Annotated in this window: 12 protein-coding genes; 11 read left to right on the top strand and 1 reads right to left on the bottom strand. The window is 56.2% G+C overall.

Annotation, left to right across the window (positions count from 1 at the left end; translation table 11 throughout):
• Positions 1–393 precede the first annotated feature (393 nt).
• From K1558_RS33110 to K1558_RS27170, 7 genes are all read left to right on the top strand, one after another.
• Positions 394–2,163 (top strand): sensor histidine kinase, encoded by a 1,770-nt coding sequence (locus tag K1558_RS33110; protein WP_238655108.1) that lies wholly within the window; start codon positions 394–396, stop codon positions 2,161–2,163.
• Positions 2,164–2,197: 34 nt separating this feature from the next.
• A complete protein-coding gene (locus K1558_RS27195; protein WP_238655107.1) occupies positions 2,198–3,673 on the top strand; it encodes a helix-turn-helix domain-containing protein in 1,476 nt (491 codons plus the stop codon).
• Positions 3,674–3,945: 272 nt separating this feature from the next.
• A complete protein-coding gene (locus K1558_RS27190; protein WP_238655106.1) occupies positions 3,946–5,217 on the top strand; it encodes an ABC transporter substrate-binding protein in 1,272 nt (423 codons plus the stop codon).
• 21 nt (positions 5,218–5,238) lie between these two features.
• Positions 5,239–6,189 (top strand): carbohydrate ABC transporter permease, encoded by a 951-nt coding sequence (locus K1558_RS27185; RefSeq protein ID WP_238655105.1) that lies wholly within the window; start codon positions 5,239–5,241, stop codon positions 6,187–6,189.
• Entirely contained in the window at positions 6,174–7,007 is an 834-nt protein-coding gene (locus K1558_RS27180; protein WP_238655104.1) for a carbohydrate ABC transporter permease, read from the top strand. Before K1558_RS27185 ends, K1558_RS27180 begins: the two co-directional genes overlap by 16 nt.
• Before the next feature lie 5 nt (positions 7,008–7,012).
• A complete protein-coding gene (locus K1558_RS27175) occupies positions 7,013–8,167 on the top strand; it encodes a glycoside hydrolase family 88 protein (RefSeq protein ID WP_238655103.1) in 1,155 nt (384 codons plus the stop codon).
• Positions 8,168–8,200: 33 nt separating this feature from the next.
• On the top strand, positions 8,201–12,043 hold the full coding sequence (locus tag K1558_RS27170) for a polysaccharide lyase family 8 super-sandwich domain-containing protein (protein ID WP_238655102.1): 3,843 nt from the start codon (positions 8,201–8,203) through the stop codon (positions 12,041–12,043).
• 51 nt (positions 12,044–12,094) lie between these two features.
• Here K1558_RS27170 and K1558_RS27165 read toward each other — a convergent pair whose 3' ends face one another.
• Positions 12,095–13,000 carry a helix-turn-helix transcriptional regulator gene (locus K1558_RS27165; RefSeq protein ID WP_238655101.1) on the bottom strand — a complete coding sequence of 302 codons (906 nt, stop codon included), beginning with the start codon at positions 12,998–13,000 and terminating at the stop codon, positions 12,095–12,097.
• A 169-nt stretch (positions 13,001–13,169) separates the two neighbouring features.
• Here K1558_RS27165 and K1558_RS27160 point away from each other — a divergent pair, with 169 nt between their 5' ends.
• From K1558_RS27160 to K1558_RS27145, 4 genes are all read left to right on the top strand, one after another.
• Positions 13,170–14,024 (top strand): sugar phosphate isomerase/epimerase family protein, encoded by an 855-nt coding sequence (locus tag K1558_RS27160; protein ID WP_238655100.1) that lies wholly within the window; start codon positions 13,170–13,172, stop codon positions 14,022–14,024.
• A 14-nt stretch (positions 14,025–14,038) separates the two neighbouring features.
• Positions 14,039–15,055: a Gfo/Idh/MocA family protein gene (locus K1558_RS27155; protein ID WP_238655133.1), complete on the top strand. Its 1,017-nt coding sequence runs from the start codon at positions 14,039–14,041 to the stop codon at positions 15,053–15,055.
• Positions 15,056–15,098: 43 nt separating this feature from the next.
• Complete coding sequence (locus K1558_RS27150) at positions 15,099–16,112, top strand: Gfo/Idh/MocA family protein (RefSeq protein WP_238655099.1); 1,014 nt, start codon at positions 15,099–15,101, stop codon at positions 16,110–16,112.
• Between the two features lie 129 nt (positions 16,113–16,241).
• Positions 16,242–16,748: a metallophosphoesterase family protein gene (locus K1558_RS27145; protein WP_238655098.1), complete on the top strand. Its 507-nt coding sequence runs from the start codon at positions 16,242–16,244 to the stop codon at positions 16,746–16,748.
• The last annotated feature ends 43 nt before the right edge of the window (positions 16,749–16,791 follow it).

Genomic DNA, 16,791 nt, shown 5'->3' with positions numbered 1-16,791 from the left:
ATGGAGCTGTCCCAAAAGCCATGAAATGGCTGATTGGGGCAGCTCCTTTTGTGATGCTGAAAGTGGAAACGGGTGGAGCATGAGGGGGAAATCCCTTTGGCGGTGCTGGACTTGGGATAGAGGAGTGCCTGGAAATGGTGTATTCGGGCCGTATGGGCGAATAAGGTGCAATAGTGCACCTGAATTTGGATACCGGAATGATGCAATTAATCTCTTGATCCGCTAAATATCCCCGGAGAGAGTTCAAGTATAATTGTAGCTCAAGCAGGGCTTTACGATGCTGCGTTCATGCGTTCACGCGAGTGTGCTCGTTTCCTGTCGTTTTTTGTTGAAGTTTGCGTCCGGATGAATGATACTAAATGTATTTAAGCCGTCTACAGGAGGTGGCAGGTGGTGGGCACCGAGATTACCAGGATTACCAGGCGTACCCTGCGTTCCAAGTTCATTCTGCTGCTGCTGCTGCTCGGCGTGCTCCCCATGCTGGTAATCGGCTGGGCCGGTTATGACGCCTCGAAGCAGACCATAACCCGCCAGGCTGTGGAGATTCAGTCCCGGCTGCTGGAGCAGACGGTGGCCTCTGTGGACAGCCAGCTGGCCATGTACCAGCTGCTTGCCGGGTCGTTCGTGCAGGAGGAGCCCTTGCTGCAAATGCTTGATCCGCTGTCTTCCCCGGATGACCTGAAGCGCTACATCCATGAATGGGACCAATTCAATCAATTAGTGAGCAAGCTGGTCTTCTCCCGGTTTGAGGAGACACCGTCCGTTGTCATCTACGGGTATAACCGTAAGGTGTTCACGACTTGGGGGGCTGACGGCACGAGACTGGCAGATTATCTGGCGAACAACGCGGAATTCAAGAAAGTGCTCAAGGCGGGAGGAGCCGGCAGGTTTGTGTGGTCAGCGCCGCATCTCCCCTTCGATCCTGCAAGCGCCGCCGAGCCGATGCTGTCCTATGAGGCCGGGTACATTCACGCGGAGGACGGGACAGAGTGGGGCAAAATAATCATCTCCGGCTCCTTAAACGCATTGGTGGGCGATATGGCCTTGAATAACCGGTTTATTATCCTGAAGCCGGATGGCACAAGAGTATACACGGCCCCCGGTGCGGCTGTGCCTGACCTGGTGCTTCAAGAAGCGCTTGAGTCAGCGGCCGGCAAGGGCGCAGGGACCTTAAACGGCGGGGAGAGCATGAACAAGTCCATCTATATCTCCGCCAGGCTGCTGAATGATTGGATCGTCGTCGAAGAGGTTCCTTACCGCAGTCTCCTCTCAGAGCTTGGGCAGATCCGCAACATTATGCTGCTGGTCATCGGGCTGTGCGTCCTGCTGTCCGTGCTGCTTGGCCATCTCTTCACCGGCAGGATTCTTCGGCCGATTAAGCAGATGGTCCGGGTGATGAGGAAGATCGGATCCGGGGAATGGACGCATCTCCCGCTGATCCGCACCGATCCGGAGCTTGACCTGCTCCAGCGTTCTTTTCTGAGCATGACCTCGGATCTGAAGGAGCTGCAGGAACGGATGAAGGTGGAGCAGCAGCAGAAGCTGCAGGCCGAGCTGGACACTCTGCTCTCGCAGATTCATCCCCATATGATCAAGAATACGCTGGCGGTCGTAAGCGGGCTGGCGCTGCGCGGCCAGACGGAGCAGATCCGTGAGGTGGTCCATGCGTTAGGTTATTTCCTGTCATCCAAAATCTACCCGGAGCATCCGCTTGTAACCATTGAGGAAGAGCTGGACGCACTGCAGCATTATCTGACGATTATGCAGATCCGTTATCCGGACCGGATTCATGTTCTGATGGATATCCCGGATGCGCTGCTCGGGCAGCGTATTCCCCGCTTCACCCTGCAGCCGCTGGTCGAGAACAGCATCTATCACGGGATGAACGGCGATGAGGGCATTCATATCTGGATACAGGTCTATGATGTATCTGCTGCTGTTACCATTACCGTAACCGACAACGGGAGCGGAACCGCCAAACGGCCGCTTGAGGGAGCCGCAGAAGGGGAGGATCCGGGGCGGCCGCGTGCATACTCGGGGATCGGGCTGTCTAATATCCGGCAGCGCATTGCCCTGTATTTCGGCGAAGCCGGGACTTTGCACTTCGAGAGCCGCCCGGGAGCCGGTGCCCAGGTGGAGATAACACTGCCCAAGCAGCAGTAACCGGGTAGACGCTGTCAATTGAAGGAGGGGGAACATGGCTATACGAACGATGCTGGTGGAGGATGAATGGCTGATCCGGGAGGCCCTGCTGAGGACCGTGCCCTGGGAGCAGTACGGGTTCGAAATTGTGGGGGAGGCGGGCAATGGAAGCGATGCGCTCGATCTGTTCATCCGGCTGCGCCCGGATGTAGTCATTACCGATATCCGTATGCCCGGGATCGACGGGCTGGAGCTGATCGCCCGTATCCGCGAGCTGTCGCAGACCGTGCAGATCTGTATCCTGAGCAGCCATACGGACTTTCAGCTCGCAAGACAAGGCATCCGGTACGGCGTATTTGAGTATCTGGACAAGCTGAATCTGTCGTCCGGCGAGATTGAGCACTGTCTGGAGCGGCTGCATCACACCTTCTACGGGGCAACTGGACAGCACGGCGGCAAAAGCATCAGGCAGGGCGGCGCCCTTCAGCCGGAGCTGCGGATCCTGGAGCTGCAGTCGCCCTCTGCCTGGCTGAAGCAGTTCAAGCCGGGTGCGCAGGAAGGCGGCGGCTGGCGGTGGGTCATCATGCTGATTAACCGGGAGATGTGGGAGCAGACGGATGTTCATGCCTGGCTGGAGGGATTCCCGTACCCGGATATGATCGCAGAGCGGCGGCTGTTCGTGGATACGGAGCAACGGGTGCATCTCATTATAGCGGACGGGCTGGAACTGCCGCATCTGCTGCTGGAGCGTTATGAGGATACGGGGATACTGATCAGCTCCAGAGTAACTGGAACAGAGGAGTGGGAGAAGGCTTACCGTGAAGCCGAAGAATTGCAGGCAGACCTGTTCTATACGGGCTGGAATCATGCGGTGGAGTATGAGCATAAGCGTGTCTATCAGCTTAATATACCTGCGCTTGCAGGCAGTCAGGAAGATAAGCTGATTACGCTGCTGGCTGTGGGGAATGCCAATACGATCATGGAGTGTCTGGATGAGCTGCTGCTGGATGCCCAGCGGCGCGGCATTCATCCGAAGCGGCTGATCCAGGCGCTTACCCTGCTGCTGATGCGGAATATTCCCGGCAAATATCTGGAGCGCGAGCATACCGCGGTGTGGGCGGAGGCCATCGGCCGAATCCATTCCTGCACAACGGCCGGGGAATTCCTGGAGCGGATCTCGTCTGCCCTGAGAACGGTGATGCCGGATAAGGACTGTCCGGTAACGGTGGATGTGGAAGCTGCGCTCCGTTATGCCCAGAAGCATTATGCGGATAAGCTGACGCTGGGACGCCTGGCTGATGCTGCGCATTTGAATCCGAATTATTTCGCTACGGTCTTCAAGGAGCAGACGGGCGAGACGCCTATGGCTTACGTAGCCCGTCTGCGGGTAGAGAAGGCCAAGGAGCTGCTCAAGCGCCGGGAAGGAAGCGTCCAGGAGATTGCCGAGAAGGTGGGTCTGCATAACCTCAGCCATTTCTCCAAGGTCTTCAAAAAAATGACCGGACAGACACCATCCGAATATCGGGGATAATCTGTGGATCAGAATATAAAACTGAACATTGGAACAGTCGCGGAGGAGCTAAGGGATAGCTTCTCTTCTTTTATCTGAATATGTTATGGACATGTCATGGAAATGAACATGTAACTTACAGAAAGCGCATACATAATTCATTTTTAATGAGGATTACAACAATTCTACTGAACCAGGTGCAAAGACAACAGCCGAAAACTCGATTATATTTACATCAAGTAAGAAACACTTACACAATCTAACCTGGGGGGACGACAAGCATGAGGAACTGGATGAAGCCATTGATGGGAATGACGGCAGGCGCGGTGCTTCTGGCAGGCTGCGGCTCAGACAATACGGATAACACTACGGCGGGGACTTCGGCGCCTAAGCAGGATGTTGCGGTGAAATTTATGCTCTGGAATGACACTGCCTCGGAGCGGATGTACGACGAGCTGGCCCAAGCCTTTGAAGCGAAGAACCCGGGCATTACCGTGGATTTCACCAAAAGCGACGCCAACACCTACAGTGAACGGCTGACGGTTACGCTGACCGGCGGCGGTGAGGTGGACGCTTTCGCCTTCAAGAGTCTGGATGAGTATTACAAGCTGGCCTCATCAGGACGCGCGCTGGCGCTCGATGATCTGGCCGCTGCGGACAGCACCGCGCTCACAGGTGTTGAGGCTTCCTTAGACGGCCTGAAGATTAATGATAAGCTGTACGGCTTGCCTTTCCGTTCAGACGGCTGGGCGCTCTATTACAACAAGGATCTGTTCGACCAAGCGGGAGTGGCGTATCCGGGAGATGATCTGACCTGGGAGCAATATGTGGAGCTGGCGAAGCAGATGACCAGCGGGAGCGGACAGGATAAGATCTACGGCTCCTTCATGCCGGACTGGCCGCAGACCTGGTACGTCTATGGACAGCAGCTCGGCGCATCGCTCTACAATGATGATCTGACCCCTTACGTGCAGGGCCTCAAGCTGCGCAAGGAGCTGTCGGACAGCGGGGCACAGCCTTCCATTGCCGAGAATAAGGCGACGAACGCCCACTACAGAACAGCTTTCCTGACGGGAAAATATGCGATGGTGGTGACCGGCACGTGGTTCCCGGGAATGCTGGAGCAGGACAAGAAGGACAACAAGCTGACATTTAACTGGGGGATGACCTATGTTCCGCATCCGCCGGAGGTGAAGAAGGGCACTACGATGACCGCAGTGGTTGTGCATGCTGTAAGCTCTGATGCCAAGCACAAGGAGGAAGCCAAGAAATGGATCAGCTTCATTTCCAGTGAAGAAGGGCAGCAGATTGTAGCGAAATATCAGACGCCTGCATCCACCGCCGACAGCGTGAAGAAGCAGTATCAGGACAATTTCACGAACGATGCGGTCAACCTCGATGCCATCTTCAATATTACCTCTGTGCCGGAACGCGAACTGCGTAAGGGTATTACCCAAATGAATACGATTGTGACCGAAGAAGGCGAATTGGCGCTGCTGGGCGAGATTACACCAGAGCAGGCGGTTCAGGACATTAAGAAGAGAAGAGATCAAGAGATTCAATAGATACCAAGGGAGGATGGTGAGATGTCTACTTTGAATAAAAGCTCGCTTAGCAAGCAGCAGGCCGTGCGGCCTGCTGCAGGCGGGGATGCGTCCTTATGGCGGCGGATGATGCATCCGCAGGCAAGAACGGCCTATCTGTTCCTGTTGCCGAATCTGCTGGGGTTCCTGCTGTTCATTGGCATCCCGAGTGTGATGGCGCTTGGGCTCGGCTTCACGGAGTGGGACGGCTATAATGCGCTGAAATGGAACGGGCTGGACAATTATGTCCGGCTGCTGCGGGACGATAACTTCCGGATCGCCTTGCAGAATACGCTGGTCTACACGTTCGGCGCCTGCCTGCTTGTAATCATTGCCTCCCTGTCTCTGGCCTTGCTGGTTAACCGGAAGCTGAAGGGGATCTCGCTCTATAGAGCGGCCTTCTTCTTCCCGCATATCGCCTCATTCATCGCCGTAGCGGTAGTCTGGCAGGCGATCTTCAATCCGACGCTCGGTCCGCTGAACATGTTCCTCGGCAACTTCATGGACCAGCCGCCCGGATGGCTCGTCAGCTCCAAATGGGCCCTGTTCAGTATTATTCTAGTTTCGGCCTGGAAGATGGCCGGATACTATATGCTGCTGTTCCTGGCCGGCTTGCAGGGCATATCCAAGGAGCTGTACGAGGCGGCCAACATTGACGGGGCCAACATTCTGCAGCGTTTCCGTAACATCACACTGCCGATGCTGTCTCCGGTCACCTTTTTCGTGATTATCACCTGCATTATTAATCTGTTCAAATCCTTCGATCTTGTATACGTCATGACGGGCGGCGGTCCGGGCCGGTCCACGAAGCTGCTCGTCTATGATATCTTCGTCCAGTCGTTCCGTAATTCCGCCTTCGGCTATGCTTCCGCTGAAGCCATTGTGCTGTTCCTGATCGTGCTGGTAATCACTTATGTTCAATTCAAGGGGGAGAAACGATGGGTCAACTACTAGGCCGGGCAGTGCCGAAATCGCTGTCGCATCTGCTCATGATTGTCATATCCCTGATCATGGTCGTGCCCTTCCTGTGGATGCTCTCCACCTCTTTCAAGCTGCAGGAGGAAGTGTTCCAGTATCCGATCCAGTGGATTCCGCAGAACTTCCATTTCGAGAATTACGCTGAGGTCTGGACCAGCATTCCCTTTCCGCTGTACTACTTCAATTCCCTGAAGGTCTCCATTCTGGTGACCCTGGGGCAGCTGATTACCTGCTCCCTCGCCGGGTATGCCTTCGCCAGGCTGGACTTTCCCGGGAAGAACCGCCTGTTCATCATGTACTTCGCGGCCTTCATGATCCCATATCAGGTTATTATGATTCCGCAGTATTTTGTGATCAAAAAGCTGGGCCTGGTGGACAGCCACTGGGCGCTGATTGTGCTGGAAATCTTCAGCCCCTATGGCGTGTTCCTGATGCGCCAGTTCCTCTCCGGCATCTCGAAGGAGCTGTCTGAGGCGGCGCGGATTGACGGCTGCAATGAATTCGGCATCTTCGCCCGGGTCATTCTGCCGCTGGCCAAGCCGGCGTTGGCCACCCTTGGCATCTTCGCCTTCTCCTGGGTATGGAATGACTTCCAGGCTCCGCTGATCTATCTGACCAGCGACCGGCTGAAGACCCTGCCGCTAGGGTTAGCCAGTCTGAATGGTGAGTTCACCTCGCAAACCCAACTGGTGATGGCGGGCACGGTATTATCGCTGATTCCTGTCGTTACAGTCTTCCTGTTCTTCCAGCGGTACTTTATCTCGGGCATTACAGCCGGTTCAGTGAAAGGATGAGACTTGTGAAAGAAGCAATAGCAACAGGTGTGAAGTGGCAGGAGGCGATTGCCTCCGCTGTGCTCAAAACCAAACGAAATCTGGAGGAGCACCCTCAGAAATTCCCCCATATCTCCAACGGCAAGCACTATGAATGGGGCGGCAACGAAGACTGGATTGAAGGCTTCTGGACCGGAATCGTCTGGCTCTGTTATGAGTACAGCAGAGACGAAGCGCTGCGCCAGCATGCCCATGCACAGGTGGACAGCTTTGACCGCCGGCTCGGAGACAAGCTGGCACTGGACCATCACGACATCGGCTTCCTGTACGGCTTATCCGCGCTGGCGGGCTGGATTGTGGAAGGGAATGAGCAGCATAAGGCGCTGGCACTGCGTGCCGCCGACCACCTGCTGAGCCGCTGGCGTGAATCCGCTGGGCTTATCCAGGCCTGGGGACCGGAGAATGATCCGGAGAACGGCGGGCGGATTATCATTGATTGCCTGATGAATCTGCCGCTGCTGTACTGGGCCTCCCAGGTAACCGGGGATGACCGGTATGCCCGGGTTGCAGCCGCCCAAGCCAGACTGTCGCGCAAATTCCTGGTGCGGGGGGATGACTCCTCCTATCATACCTTCTATTTCGACGGGAGCGGCAATGCGCTAAGGGGAGGGACGCACCAGGGCTTCCGCGACGGCTCCACCTGGACGCGCGGACAGGCCTGGGGCATCTATGGCTTTGCCCTGTCTTACCGCTTCACAGGCGATTCTGCGTTTCTGGAGACCTCGAAGCGCATGGCTGCTTATTTTATCGAACGGATTCCGGAGAGCGGCATTGTCTATTGGGACTTCGATGCTCCGGCCGCCGGCTCGGTGAACCCGGACAGCTCCGCCTCCGCCATTGCCGCGTGCGGCATGCTTGAGCTGCTGGAGCATCTTGCGGCTGATGACCCATTCCGTCCGCGTCTGGAGCAGGCTGTGACGCGGACGATGAATGCACTGGCTGATTCAGCACTGGGCATGGCCGGGGTGGAGGAAGGTCTCATTGACCACGGCTCCTATCATGTCAGAGGCAACTATGGGCCGGACGGCTATATGATCTGGGGGGACTATTATTATCTGGAGGCTTTGATGCGCCTGGAGAAGGGGATTCCCGGGTATTGGTATGAGCGTGAGCGGAGTTAGGGCTGTAAGACTATAATTCGTGGAGGGGTTGCCATGCAATTGTTCATGAAGCCAGGCATCAAGCCTTTTATCGTCCGTCCCTTATTAGTGCTGCTGATCCTGTCGCTCATCCTGCCTGCTGTACCATGGCCGGCGGCGGAGGCCGCAGGCACTGTCCATCTCAATGTGAACTATGACGAGAGCGGCAATGCCAGAAATACGAAGCTGGATAACGGCTCTACCTATAAAGGCTCCGTTGGGGGCGGCTGGGGTATCTATAATTCTGCGCCGGATACCGATTATGTCATGATCGAGAATGCTCCCCAGCGTGAGGATTATAGCCTTAGCATCGTTTCGGGCACCAAGAATGTGAGTACCGGAAGGAATCATCTGGGCGGAACGGCGAACGGGGATACCGGACTCACCGGGAAGCTGGTTTTTGAAGCCTCGGTCTATATGAACAGCACCTCGCACCGCCGGGAGATTCAATTCCGCAGCCTGAATGCCCCTTATCCCGCTACAAGCACTACGAATGTCGCCGCTCTAACCTTCAATGCCGCAGGAGAAATCCGGGGGGCGGGCAATGAGCTGCTGGGCAGCTACGCGCAGAACACATGGATCCGGCTGAAAATGTTCGTGGACAGCCCGGCGCACACCGTCACCTATTTCATCAATGACCAATACGCGGGACAAGCTGCGCTGCCGTCCGCCTGGTCTAATATCAGACATGTCTACCTTCATCAGTATTATCAGAACGGCCAGCAGGGAGAGTGGCGGGTTGATGATCTGAAGCTTGCGGATTATGTGCCGCTTACCGGGATCAGCGCCTCTGTAACAGCGCTTGAATTACCTGAGAGCGCCAGTGCCGATATTGCGGTTACGGTGATGCCGCAGGATGCTTCCGACCAGCGTCTGGTCTGGAGTTCGGCAGACCCTTCCGTCGCCACGGTAACCTCTGGCACGGTCCATGCCCTCAGCGAGGGCAGCACAACAGTAACAGTCAGCACCAATGAGGGCAATTATTCGCTGACCGTTCCTGTGACGGTGACCCGGCAGGTGCTGCCGCAGTCTATGGCCTTGCCGGATGAAGTGAGCCTGGCCGTGACCGGTAAGCGGACACTTCAGCCTGTATTCGAGCCTGCGAATACAACGAATCAGGGGGTGAGCTGGAGCTCCGCTGATCCTGCGGTGGCCTCTGTCAACGCTGCCGGTGAGATCACCGGCGGAGCGGTTGGCTCTACAGTCATTACAGCGGTATCCCAAGCCGATCCGGCTGTATCGGCGTCTGTTGCTGTAGCTGTGACTCCGTACATTCCGGTTACAGCGGTTATGGTTACTTATTCGCCTGCGCCTATACAGCTTCCCAAGTACAGCAGCTTACAACTGAACGCGGCTGTCACACCCTCAGATGCGACGAATACACAACTGACCTGGGTGTCCGATCACCCGGACATAGTAAGCGTGGCGGCAGACGGAACCTTGCAGGCGCTAGCCGCCGGGACGGCTGAGGTGTCTGTAAGCACGGGAGACGGTGCGGCGGATTCGGTGACGGTTGAAGTCATTGCGCCCCAGCCGGATGATCCCGGAGAATATGATGAGATTCGGCTGCGGTGGCTGGAGACGCTTACCGGCAAAGCCTCTCTGGATGTGAATGATCCGGCGGTCAAGCCGATTCTTGAGGCGGGTGCGGATGCTGCTCAAGGCTTTTGGGATACAATGCAGCTTACTCCTTCCAGCACTTCGCTGTGGGCGGATCTGCCTGCTTCCGCCAGCGACTCAGCGTATATTAACAGTCATTATACCCGGCTGAAGAGCATGGCCCTTGCCTATCAGACCAAAGGAACCCCGCTCTACCATGATTCCGCGCTGCGGGATGATCTTCTGGAGGCGCTGGACTGGATGCTGGATCACCTGTACACGGACTCCGGTACAGAATACGGCAACTGGTGGAATTGGGATATCGGTGTTCCCCACCGTCTGGCTGATATTCTGGTGCTGATGTATGACGAGCTGACGGCCGAACAGATTCTGCGCAATACGGCAAGCATCGACCATTACATCGGAGACATCACCGCTCCTTCCTTCAACCAGACCGGGGCGAACCGCTCCGACATTATGCTGATTCAGATCCGGCTGGGGCTGGTCGAGCATAATTATGACCGGCTGATTCAGGCCCGGAACGGGATGGACGAGCTGTTCCAGTACACTGCATCCGGCGACGGGTTCTATGAGGACGGCTCATATGTGCAGCACAGCACGATAGCCTACACAGGAAGCTATGGCGAGGTTCTGATTCAGGGGATGGGGAATCTGCTGTTCCTGCTGAACGGAAGCACCTGGGAGCCGGTTGTTCCCGAGCTGGGCAATGTGTACCGCTGGATCGATGAAGGCTTCGCTCCGGTGATGTACCAAGGTCAGGCGATCGACATGACGCGGGGACGTGCGATTGTAAGACCGGGGGCGGATGCCTATTACTCAGGCAGGAATATTCTCGCGGGCATCGCCCGGATTGCCCAGACCGCACCTGCAGCATTATCCGCTCCACTCAAAAGCCTGGTGAAATATCATGTGCAGTACCAGCTCAGCCAGGGGGCATCCTACTACCTGTTCCCGCTCGATCTGGCGGATACGATTAAGGGGTGGGTGGAAGATCCTGCAATTGCGCCCGCAGCCAGCCTTCCGGCGCATTATGAGCTGAACGGCATGGCGCGTAGTGTGCACCGGGGCGGAGATTATCTGTTTGGTGTCAGCAAAAGCTCCAAGCGCATTGCCACCTATGAGCTTACCAACGGAGAGAATCCCAAGGGCTGGTACACCGGCGACGGAATGACGTATCTCTACAACGGTGATCTGTCGCAGTATACCGGCAGCTTCTGGGCAACAGTGAACTGGAACCGTCTGCCCGGAACAACCGTGGTCTCCCGCCCGAGGGATGCCAGCAATTATCAATACGGGGATGGTGAGTCTGTCGCGGCCAATGCCTGGGCAGGCGGAACCACACTGGATACCTTCGGGGCCACAGGCATGGAGCTGAAGCAGAATGGCACGCAAATGCAGGCGCGGAAGTCCTGGTTTGCTTTTGACAATGAAATCGTTGCACTGGGCGCAGGCATCACAAGTACCGATAACCTGCCGGTCGAAACGGTCATTGAGCAGCGGAAGCTGAAGGAAGACAACACGAACAGCTTCGTGCTGGATGGCGTATCCTTGGGCGGAATTATAACGGAGCAGGAGTCACCGAGTCCGTCCTGGGCGCATTTGGAGGGCAATACGGCAGATTCGGACATCGGTTATGTCTTCCCACAGCACTCGCCGGTGCGGGTGAGCCGGGGCCTCCAGCAGGGAAGATGGTCTGATATCAATTTGGCCAATCCGCCTTCCTCTACTGTACCTACAGCGCTGCTGCAGAACTATTTCCTGACGCTGTGGATGGACCATGGCAGCAATCCGGCAGACCAGGGGTATGAATACATCATTTTGCCGAATGCAAGCGTGCAGGCTACAGAAGCCTATTCCGCTGCGCCGGATGTCACGGTGCTGGCCAATACGCGGACTGTCCAAGCGGTGAAGGAGAACACACTTAACGTTACAGGGTACAACTTCTGGACGGATACTCTTACTTCAGCAGGAGGCGTAACCTCTAACAAGAGAGCATCTGTAATGGTTAAAAGAAATACGGGGGACGGAATACTGAAGCTGGCCGTCTCCGATCCTACGCTGGAGAACCAGGGGGATATTGAACTGGAGCTGGACGAAGCGGCGGCGGGAATCATCAGCAAAGACGGGCGGATCGAGGTTACCCGGCTGTCGCCTACAGTGAAGCTGCGGGTCAATACCGCAGATACGCTGGGACAGACACTGCTGATTACGTTGCAGACGGCATCAGGCAACGAGTGAACTGAATAGCAGCTGGAAGGCGGGCCATCGGCCCGCCTTTTGGCGTTCGGGTTATAAAATGCGCGCTAGCTTGCGGTAGGCACGCGGTGAGATGCCCTCGTTCGCTGTGAATACCCGGCTGAAGTAGTGGATATCCGGGTAGCCGACCCGCGCCCCTACGGCTTCAATCGAGTCATCCGTCTCGCGCAGCAGCTTGCGGGCTTCCCGGTGACGGATGGCCCGGAGATATTCGCCCGGAGGCATCCCGGCCAGCTCGCGGAACAGCTTGGAGAAATGGTCCTCATGCATATTCAGCGCGGCGGCCATCGACCGGTTGGTCCAGCGGCTGGCCGGATGAAGCTCTAGGTCGTCAATCAGCGCCCTGATCCGCTCTCCATGCACCGAAGCCTTGGCCAGCCGCCGGGAGCTCTGTGAGCGTAGCAGCGAAGACAGAATCTGCAGCATCAAACCGCGGCAGACCCATTCATAACCCGCATGGCGCATCGTAAATTCATGGACAAGCTGCTCCATCGCGAGGACACATTCGGGGGAAGGCGTATAGACAGGGTCTTCAGACAGCGGCAGGAAAGGGGCGGTCACGGCCTCCACTGCGAACTTTCCTGCTGATACGTCATCCTCGTTGACCAGCATATCCTCTTCCCGGGTGATGACGGATTCGCCAAAAAAGTCGAAGTGAATCCCCAGCAGCCTTGTCTCGGCTTCCGAGACGATGATGTTCTGGTGGTACATCCCGGAGGAGAGGAAGATGAGCTGGCCTGAGCTTAAGCGGAACTCCTGATGCTCCGTTCTGGTCAGCAGATTCCCCTGCCGGATGTAGAGCAGCTCGAAATCATACAACCTTCTTCTTGGAAAAGTACAAGGCATAAGGGTCTGTAGCTGTGCGTAATGAATCCCAGGCGACCATTCTCTGGAGGGCACCTGCCGTCTTAACGGATAAGAAGGCTCTGGTATGGCCATCGCTGTTCCTCCTGTACATAAAGTTGACCGGAATAATCCAAAAGTTATCAGTATCCCCTAAATCAATCACAATGTATAACTATTATAATCTAAATAAATCAAGGAAAATAGCGTGTTATTATTCATATTCCTGAAACACGGAAAATAACAAAAAAAGAGGATGATTCCTATGAAAAAAGGCATTAATATCTGGTCGTTTCCTGAAGGTATGGAAATTGCGGAATGCGCCCGCATAGCAAAAGCGGCAGGGTTCGACGGCATCGAGCTGTCGCTGAATGAGACTGGTGAGCTGGGTCTGCAGACGGGAGAGAAAGAAGCATTAAGGCTGAAGGCACTTGTCAGCGATCTGGGGCTGGAGATTGCCGGATTGGCTACAGGTCTGTACTGGTCGTACGCGATGACCAGCGAATCCGCAGCCAACCGGACGAAGGCGGTGGACATCTGCAAGAAGCAATTGGAGCTGGCCGCTGTGCTGGGTGCCGATACGATTTTGGTGATCCCTGGTGCAGTGGGTGTGGATTTCATTCCCGGCTGTGAGGTGGTCTCCTACGACAAGGCGTATGACCGGGCACTGGAGGCGGTATCCGCGCTGGCGGCAGAAGCGGAGCAGGCGGGAGTCTCCATCGGCATCGAGAATGTGTGGAACAAGTTCCTGCTGTCGCCGCTTGAAATGCGTACGTTCATTGATGCCGCCGGCTCGGACTATGTAGGCTCCTATCTGGATGTCGGCAATGTGGTTCATTCCGGTTACCCGGAGCAGTGGATCAGCATACTGGGCCACCGGATCAAGAAGGTTCACTTCAAGGATTACCGCCGCGACGCTGGAGGGCTTCATGGGTTCGTGGACCTGCTTGCCGGGGATGTGGATTATCCGGCGGTGGTGGAGGCGCTCCGGGAGGTTGGATACGATAGTTTTGTGACGGGGGAGATGATCCCGGCGTACAAGCATCATCCGGAGCAGATTATTTTCAATACGTCTGAATCTATGGATGCCATTCTGGGACGCTCCGGTTCCAGAGGATAAGCGGGGTGGCGGCAATGCTTAAGGTGGGGCTTGCGGGCTTTGGATTTATGGGCCGGATGAACTTCGATCAGCTCGTCCGGCTCGGCGAAGAGGGGTATGGTGTCACTTTGACCGCCATTTGCGATCCGCAGATCGGGGAGCTGAAGCACGCAGCCTCCGGCGGGAATATGAGTACAGCGCGTGAGACCTACGATCTGTCCGCATATAACCTGTATGGGAGCCTGGAGGATATGCTGGCGGGTGAGGAGCTGGATGCCGTCTGTCTGGCGGTTCCTACATTTCTTCATGCGGATATGGCCGTTTATCTGCTGGAACGTGGCTGCCATGTCTTCTGCGAGAAACCGATGGCCCGGCACTCTGCTGAAGCATGGAGGATGGCGGACACGGCACGGCGCAGCGGCAAGACGCTGATGGTCGGCAATTGCCTGCGGTTCTGGCCGGCTTATGAATATCTAAAAAGTGTTGTTGCCGGCGGCGAATTCGGGCAGGTGACAGAGGGCTGCTTCTACCGGGGGTCCGGCGCTCCGAAGGGCTGGCTTGTGAATGGCGAGCTGAGCGGCGGCTGTATGCTGGATATGCACATCCACGATACCGATATGATCCAGTATTTGTTCGGGAGGCCGGAGAGGGTGTCGGCGCTCGGGCGGAATGTAGTGCCGGGCAGCGGCTATGATATCGTTTCGTCCCACTATTATTACCAGGACGGCAAGGTCATCAATGCCCAGGCGGATTGGACACTGGAGGGGGATTTCGGCTTCAGTATGGGCTACCGGGTCAATTTTGAACAGGGCAATGTGGTGTTTGACGGTAATAGGGTCCGGGTGAATCCGAACGACAGGCCGGGATACGTCGCGCAGCTCCCTGAGGATAGCGGCTACTATAGGGAGTGGATCTACTTCCTGGAGGCCATCCGTTCCCGCAAGCCTGTATCCACCTGCCTGCCTGAGAGCACGGCAGCTTCGCTGGAGATCATTGAGGCGGAGATGGAATCGGCCGGCCGGGAGGGTGCCTGGGTCCGGTTGGAGAGATAGCGTGAGTAGGAAATTGGCTATAAAGCCTGGGAGGGGTAAGAGTATGCTGAGAATAGGATTAGTCGGCTTCGGCTTCATGGGCCGGATGCATTTCGATAATTATGTAAGGCTGATGGAGGAGGGCTACCCGGTGGCCCTGCGGGCCATTTGTGACCTGCGGATTGCAGAGCTTAAGGATGCCAAGGCAGACGGGAATATGAGCACGGCCCGCGACATCTATGATTTGACGGCTTATCATCTTTATGAGGAGCTGGAGACGATGCTTGCAGAGAATGAGCTGGATGCCATTGATCTCTGCGTCCCTACTTATCTTCATGCCGAAATGGCCTGCTCGCTGCTGGAGCGCGGCTATCACGTCTTCTGTGAGAAGCCGATGGGCCGGACCTCAGCAGAGGCGCGGAGAATGGCGGAGACGGCGGCCCGCAGCGGCCGGAAGCTGATGATCGGGCAGTGCCTCCGCTTTTGGCCGGGATATGAGTATTTGAAGGAGACGGTGGAATCCGGCCGGTTCGGCCAGGTGACCGAAGGGTACTTCTACCGCGGCTCCGGCGCGCCCAAGGATTGGTTCCTGGATGAGAGGCTCAGCGGCGGCAGTATTCTGGACATGCATATTCACGACACGGATATGATCAGCTACCTGTTCGGCAAGCCGGAGAAGGTGTCGACGCTTGCGCGTAAAGTGCTGCCGGGCAGCGGCTATGATCTATGCTCCACGCATTATTTTTATAGGGATGGGAAGGTCGTCAACGCCCAGGTTGATTGGACGCTGGAGGGGGATTTCGGCTTCTATATGGGCTACCGGGTCAACTTTGAACGGGGCAATCTGGTGTTTGACGGTGCGCAGCTTCAGGTGAATCCCAATCATGAGCCGGGCTATACGGCGGAGCTGTCCCCGGATGCCGGATACTACCGCGAGCTGGTCTATTTCCTGGATGCGGTTATTCATGACAAGCCCATTGTGGTGTGCACCCCGGAGAGTGCGGCGGAGTCGCTGGAGATCTTCGAGGCGGAGGTACGCTCCGCAGATGCCCAAGGGGAATGGGTCGTTCTGAAATAGAGGAAGTCTGCCCGCGTTGCCCGCCCTCTTGCTTGATTATCCCTCCCGCAGATCGTACAATTAGCAGAACATTAGTAGTGTATAATGGCGGCTAATTGCTGCGAATACATGGAGCAGGAGATGAAGCAGATGAAAATTGGAGTTGTGTCGGATACCCATCTCTCAAGCAGGGCCAAGGGCTTGCCGTCTGTGCTTATGGAAGAATTCCGCCAGGTGGACATCATTCTGCATTTGGGCGACTGGGTGTCGCCGGAGATCTATGATCTGCTGGCCGAGCTTGCCCCGGTGGAGGGGATTGCCGGGAACAATGACGGCTATGACATCATCCAGCGCTTCGGCGAGCGCAAGATTGTGACCCTGGAGGGGATGCGCATCGGGATGGTCCACGGACATGCCCCCTATTCCCGCAAAGGGACGGATGGTAATGCACTGCTCGCTTTTGAAGGCCAGGAGGTGGATTGCATTCTCTTCGGCCATTCCCACCAGCCGTTGATGCGCCGGGAGAACGGGATTCTGTTGTTCAATCCCGGGTCCCCTACGGACAAGCGGCGGGAGAAGCAATATTCCTTCGGCCTGATGGACATTGCGGATGGCAAAATTACGGCCCGTCATGTCTTCTATGATTCCAAGGCGTAAGGGGATAATTATCCATACAATGTGCTGTTTTCTCTATGGGCTA

It is taken from the genome of Paenibacillus piscarius (genome assembly GCF_022234545.1).
In the GTDB taxonomy this organism is placed as follows: domain Bacteria; phylum Bacillota; class Bacilli; order Paenibacillales; family Paenibacillaceae; genus Paenibacillus_AQ; species Paenibacillus_AQ piscarius.
The sequence above is the reverse complement of the archived record's forward strand: the minus strand, read 5'-3'. Positions and strand labels throughout refer to the sequence as shown.

Coding starts and splice junctions, on each gene's coding strand:
- K1558_RS27195 (WP_238655107.1), top strand. CDS start 2,198: ATGGCTATACGAACGATGCTGGTGGAGGATGAATGGCTGATCCGGGAG.
- K1558_RS27190 (WP_238655106.1), top strand. CDS start 3,946: ATGAAGCCATTGATGGGAATGACGGCAGGCGCGGTGCTTCTGGCAGGC.
- K1558_RS27185 (WP_238655105.1), top strand. CDS start 5,239: ATGTCTACTTTGAATAAAAGCTCGCTTAGCAAGCAGCAGGCCGTGCGG.
- K1558_RS27180 (WP_238655104.1), top strand. CDS start 6,174: ATGGGTCAACTACTAGGCCGGGCAGTGCCGAAATCGCTGTCGCATCTG.
- K1558_RS27170 (WP_238655102.1), top strand. CDS start 8,201: ATGCAATTGTTCATGAAGCCAGGCATCAAGCCTTTTATCGTCCGTCCC.
- K1558_RS27165 (WP_238655101.1), bottom strand. CDS start 13,000: ATGGCCATACCAGAGCCTTCTTATCCGTTAAGACGGCAGGTGCCCTCC.
- K1558_RS27160 (WP_238655100.1), top strand. CDS start 13,170: ATGAAAAAAGGCATTAATATCTGGTCGTTTCCTGAAGGTATGGAAATT.
- K1558_RS27155 (WP_238655133.1), top strand. CDS start 14,039: ATGCTTAAGGTGGGGCTTGCGGGCTTTGGATTTATGGGCCGGATGAAC.
- K1558_RS27150 (WP_238655099.1), top strand. CDS start 15,099: ATGCTGAGAATAGGATTAGTCGGCTTCGGCTTCATGGGCCGGATGCAT.
- K1558_RS27145 (WP_238655098.1), top strand. CDS start 16,242: ATGAAAATTGGAGTTGTGTCGGATACCCATCTCTCAAGCAGGGCCAAG.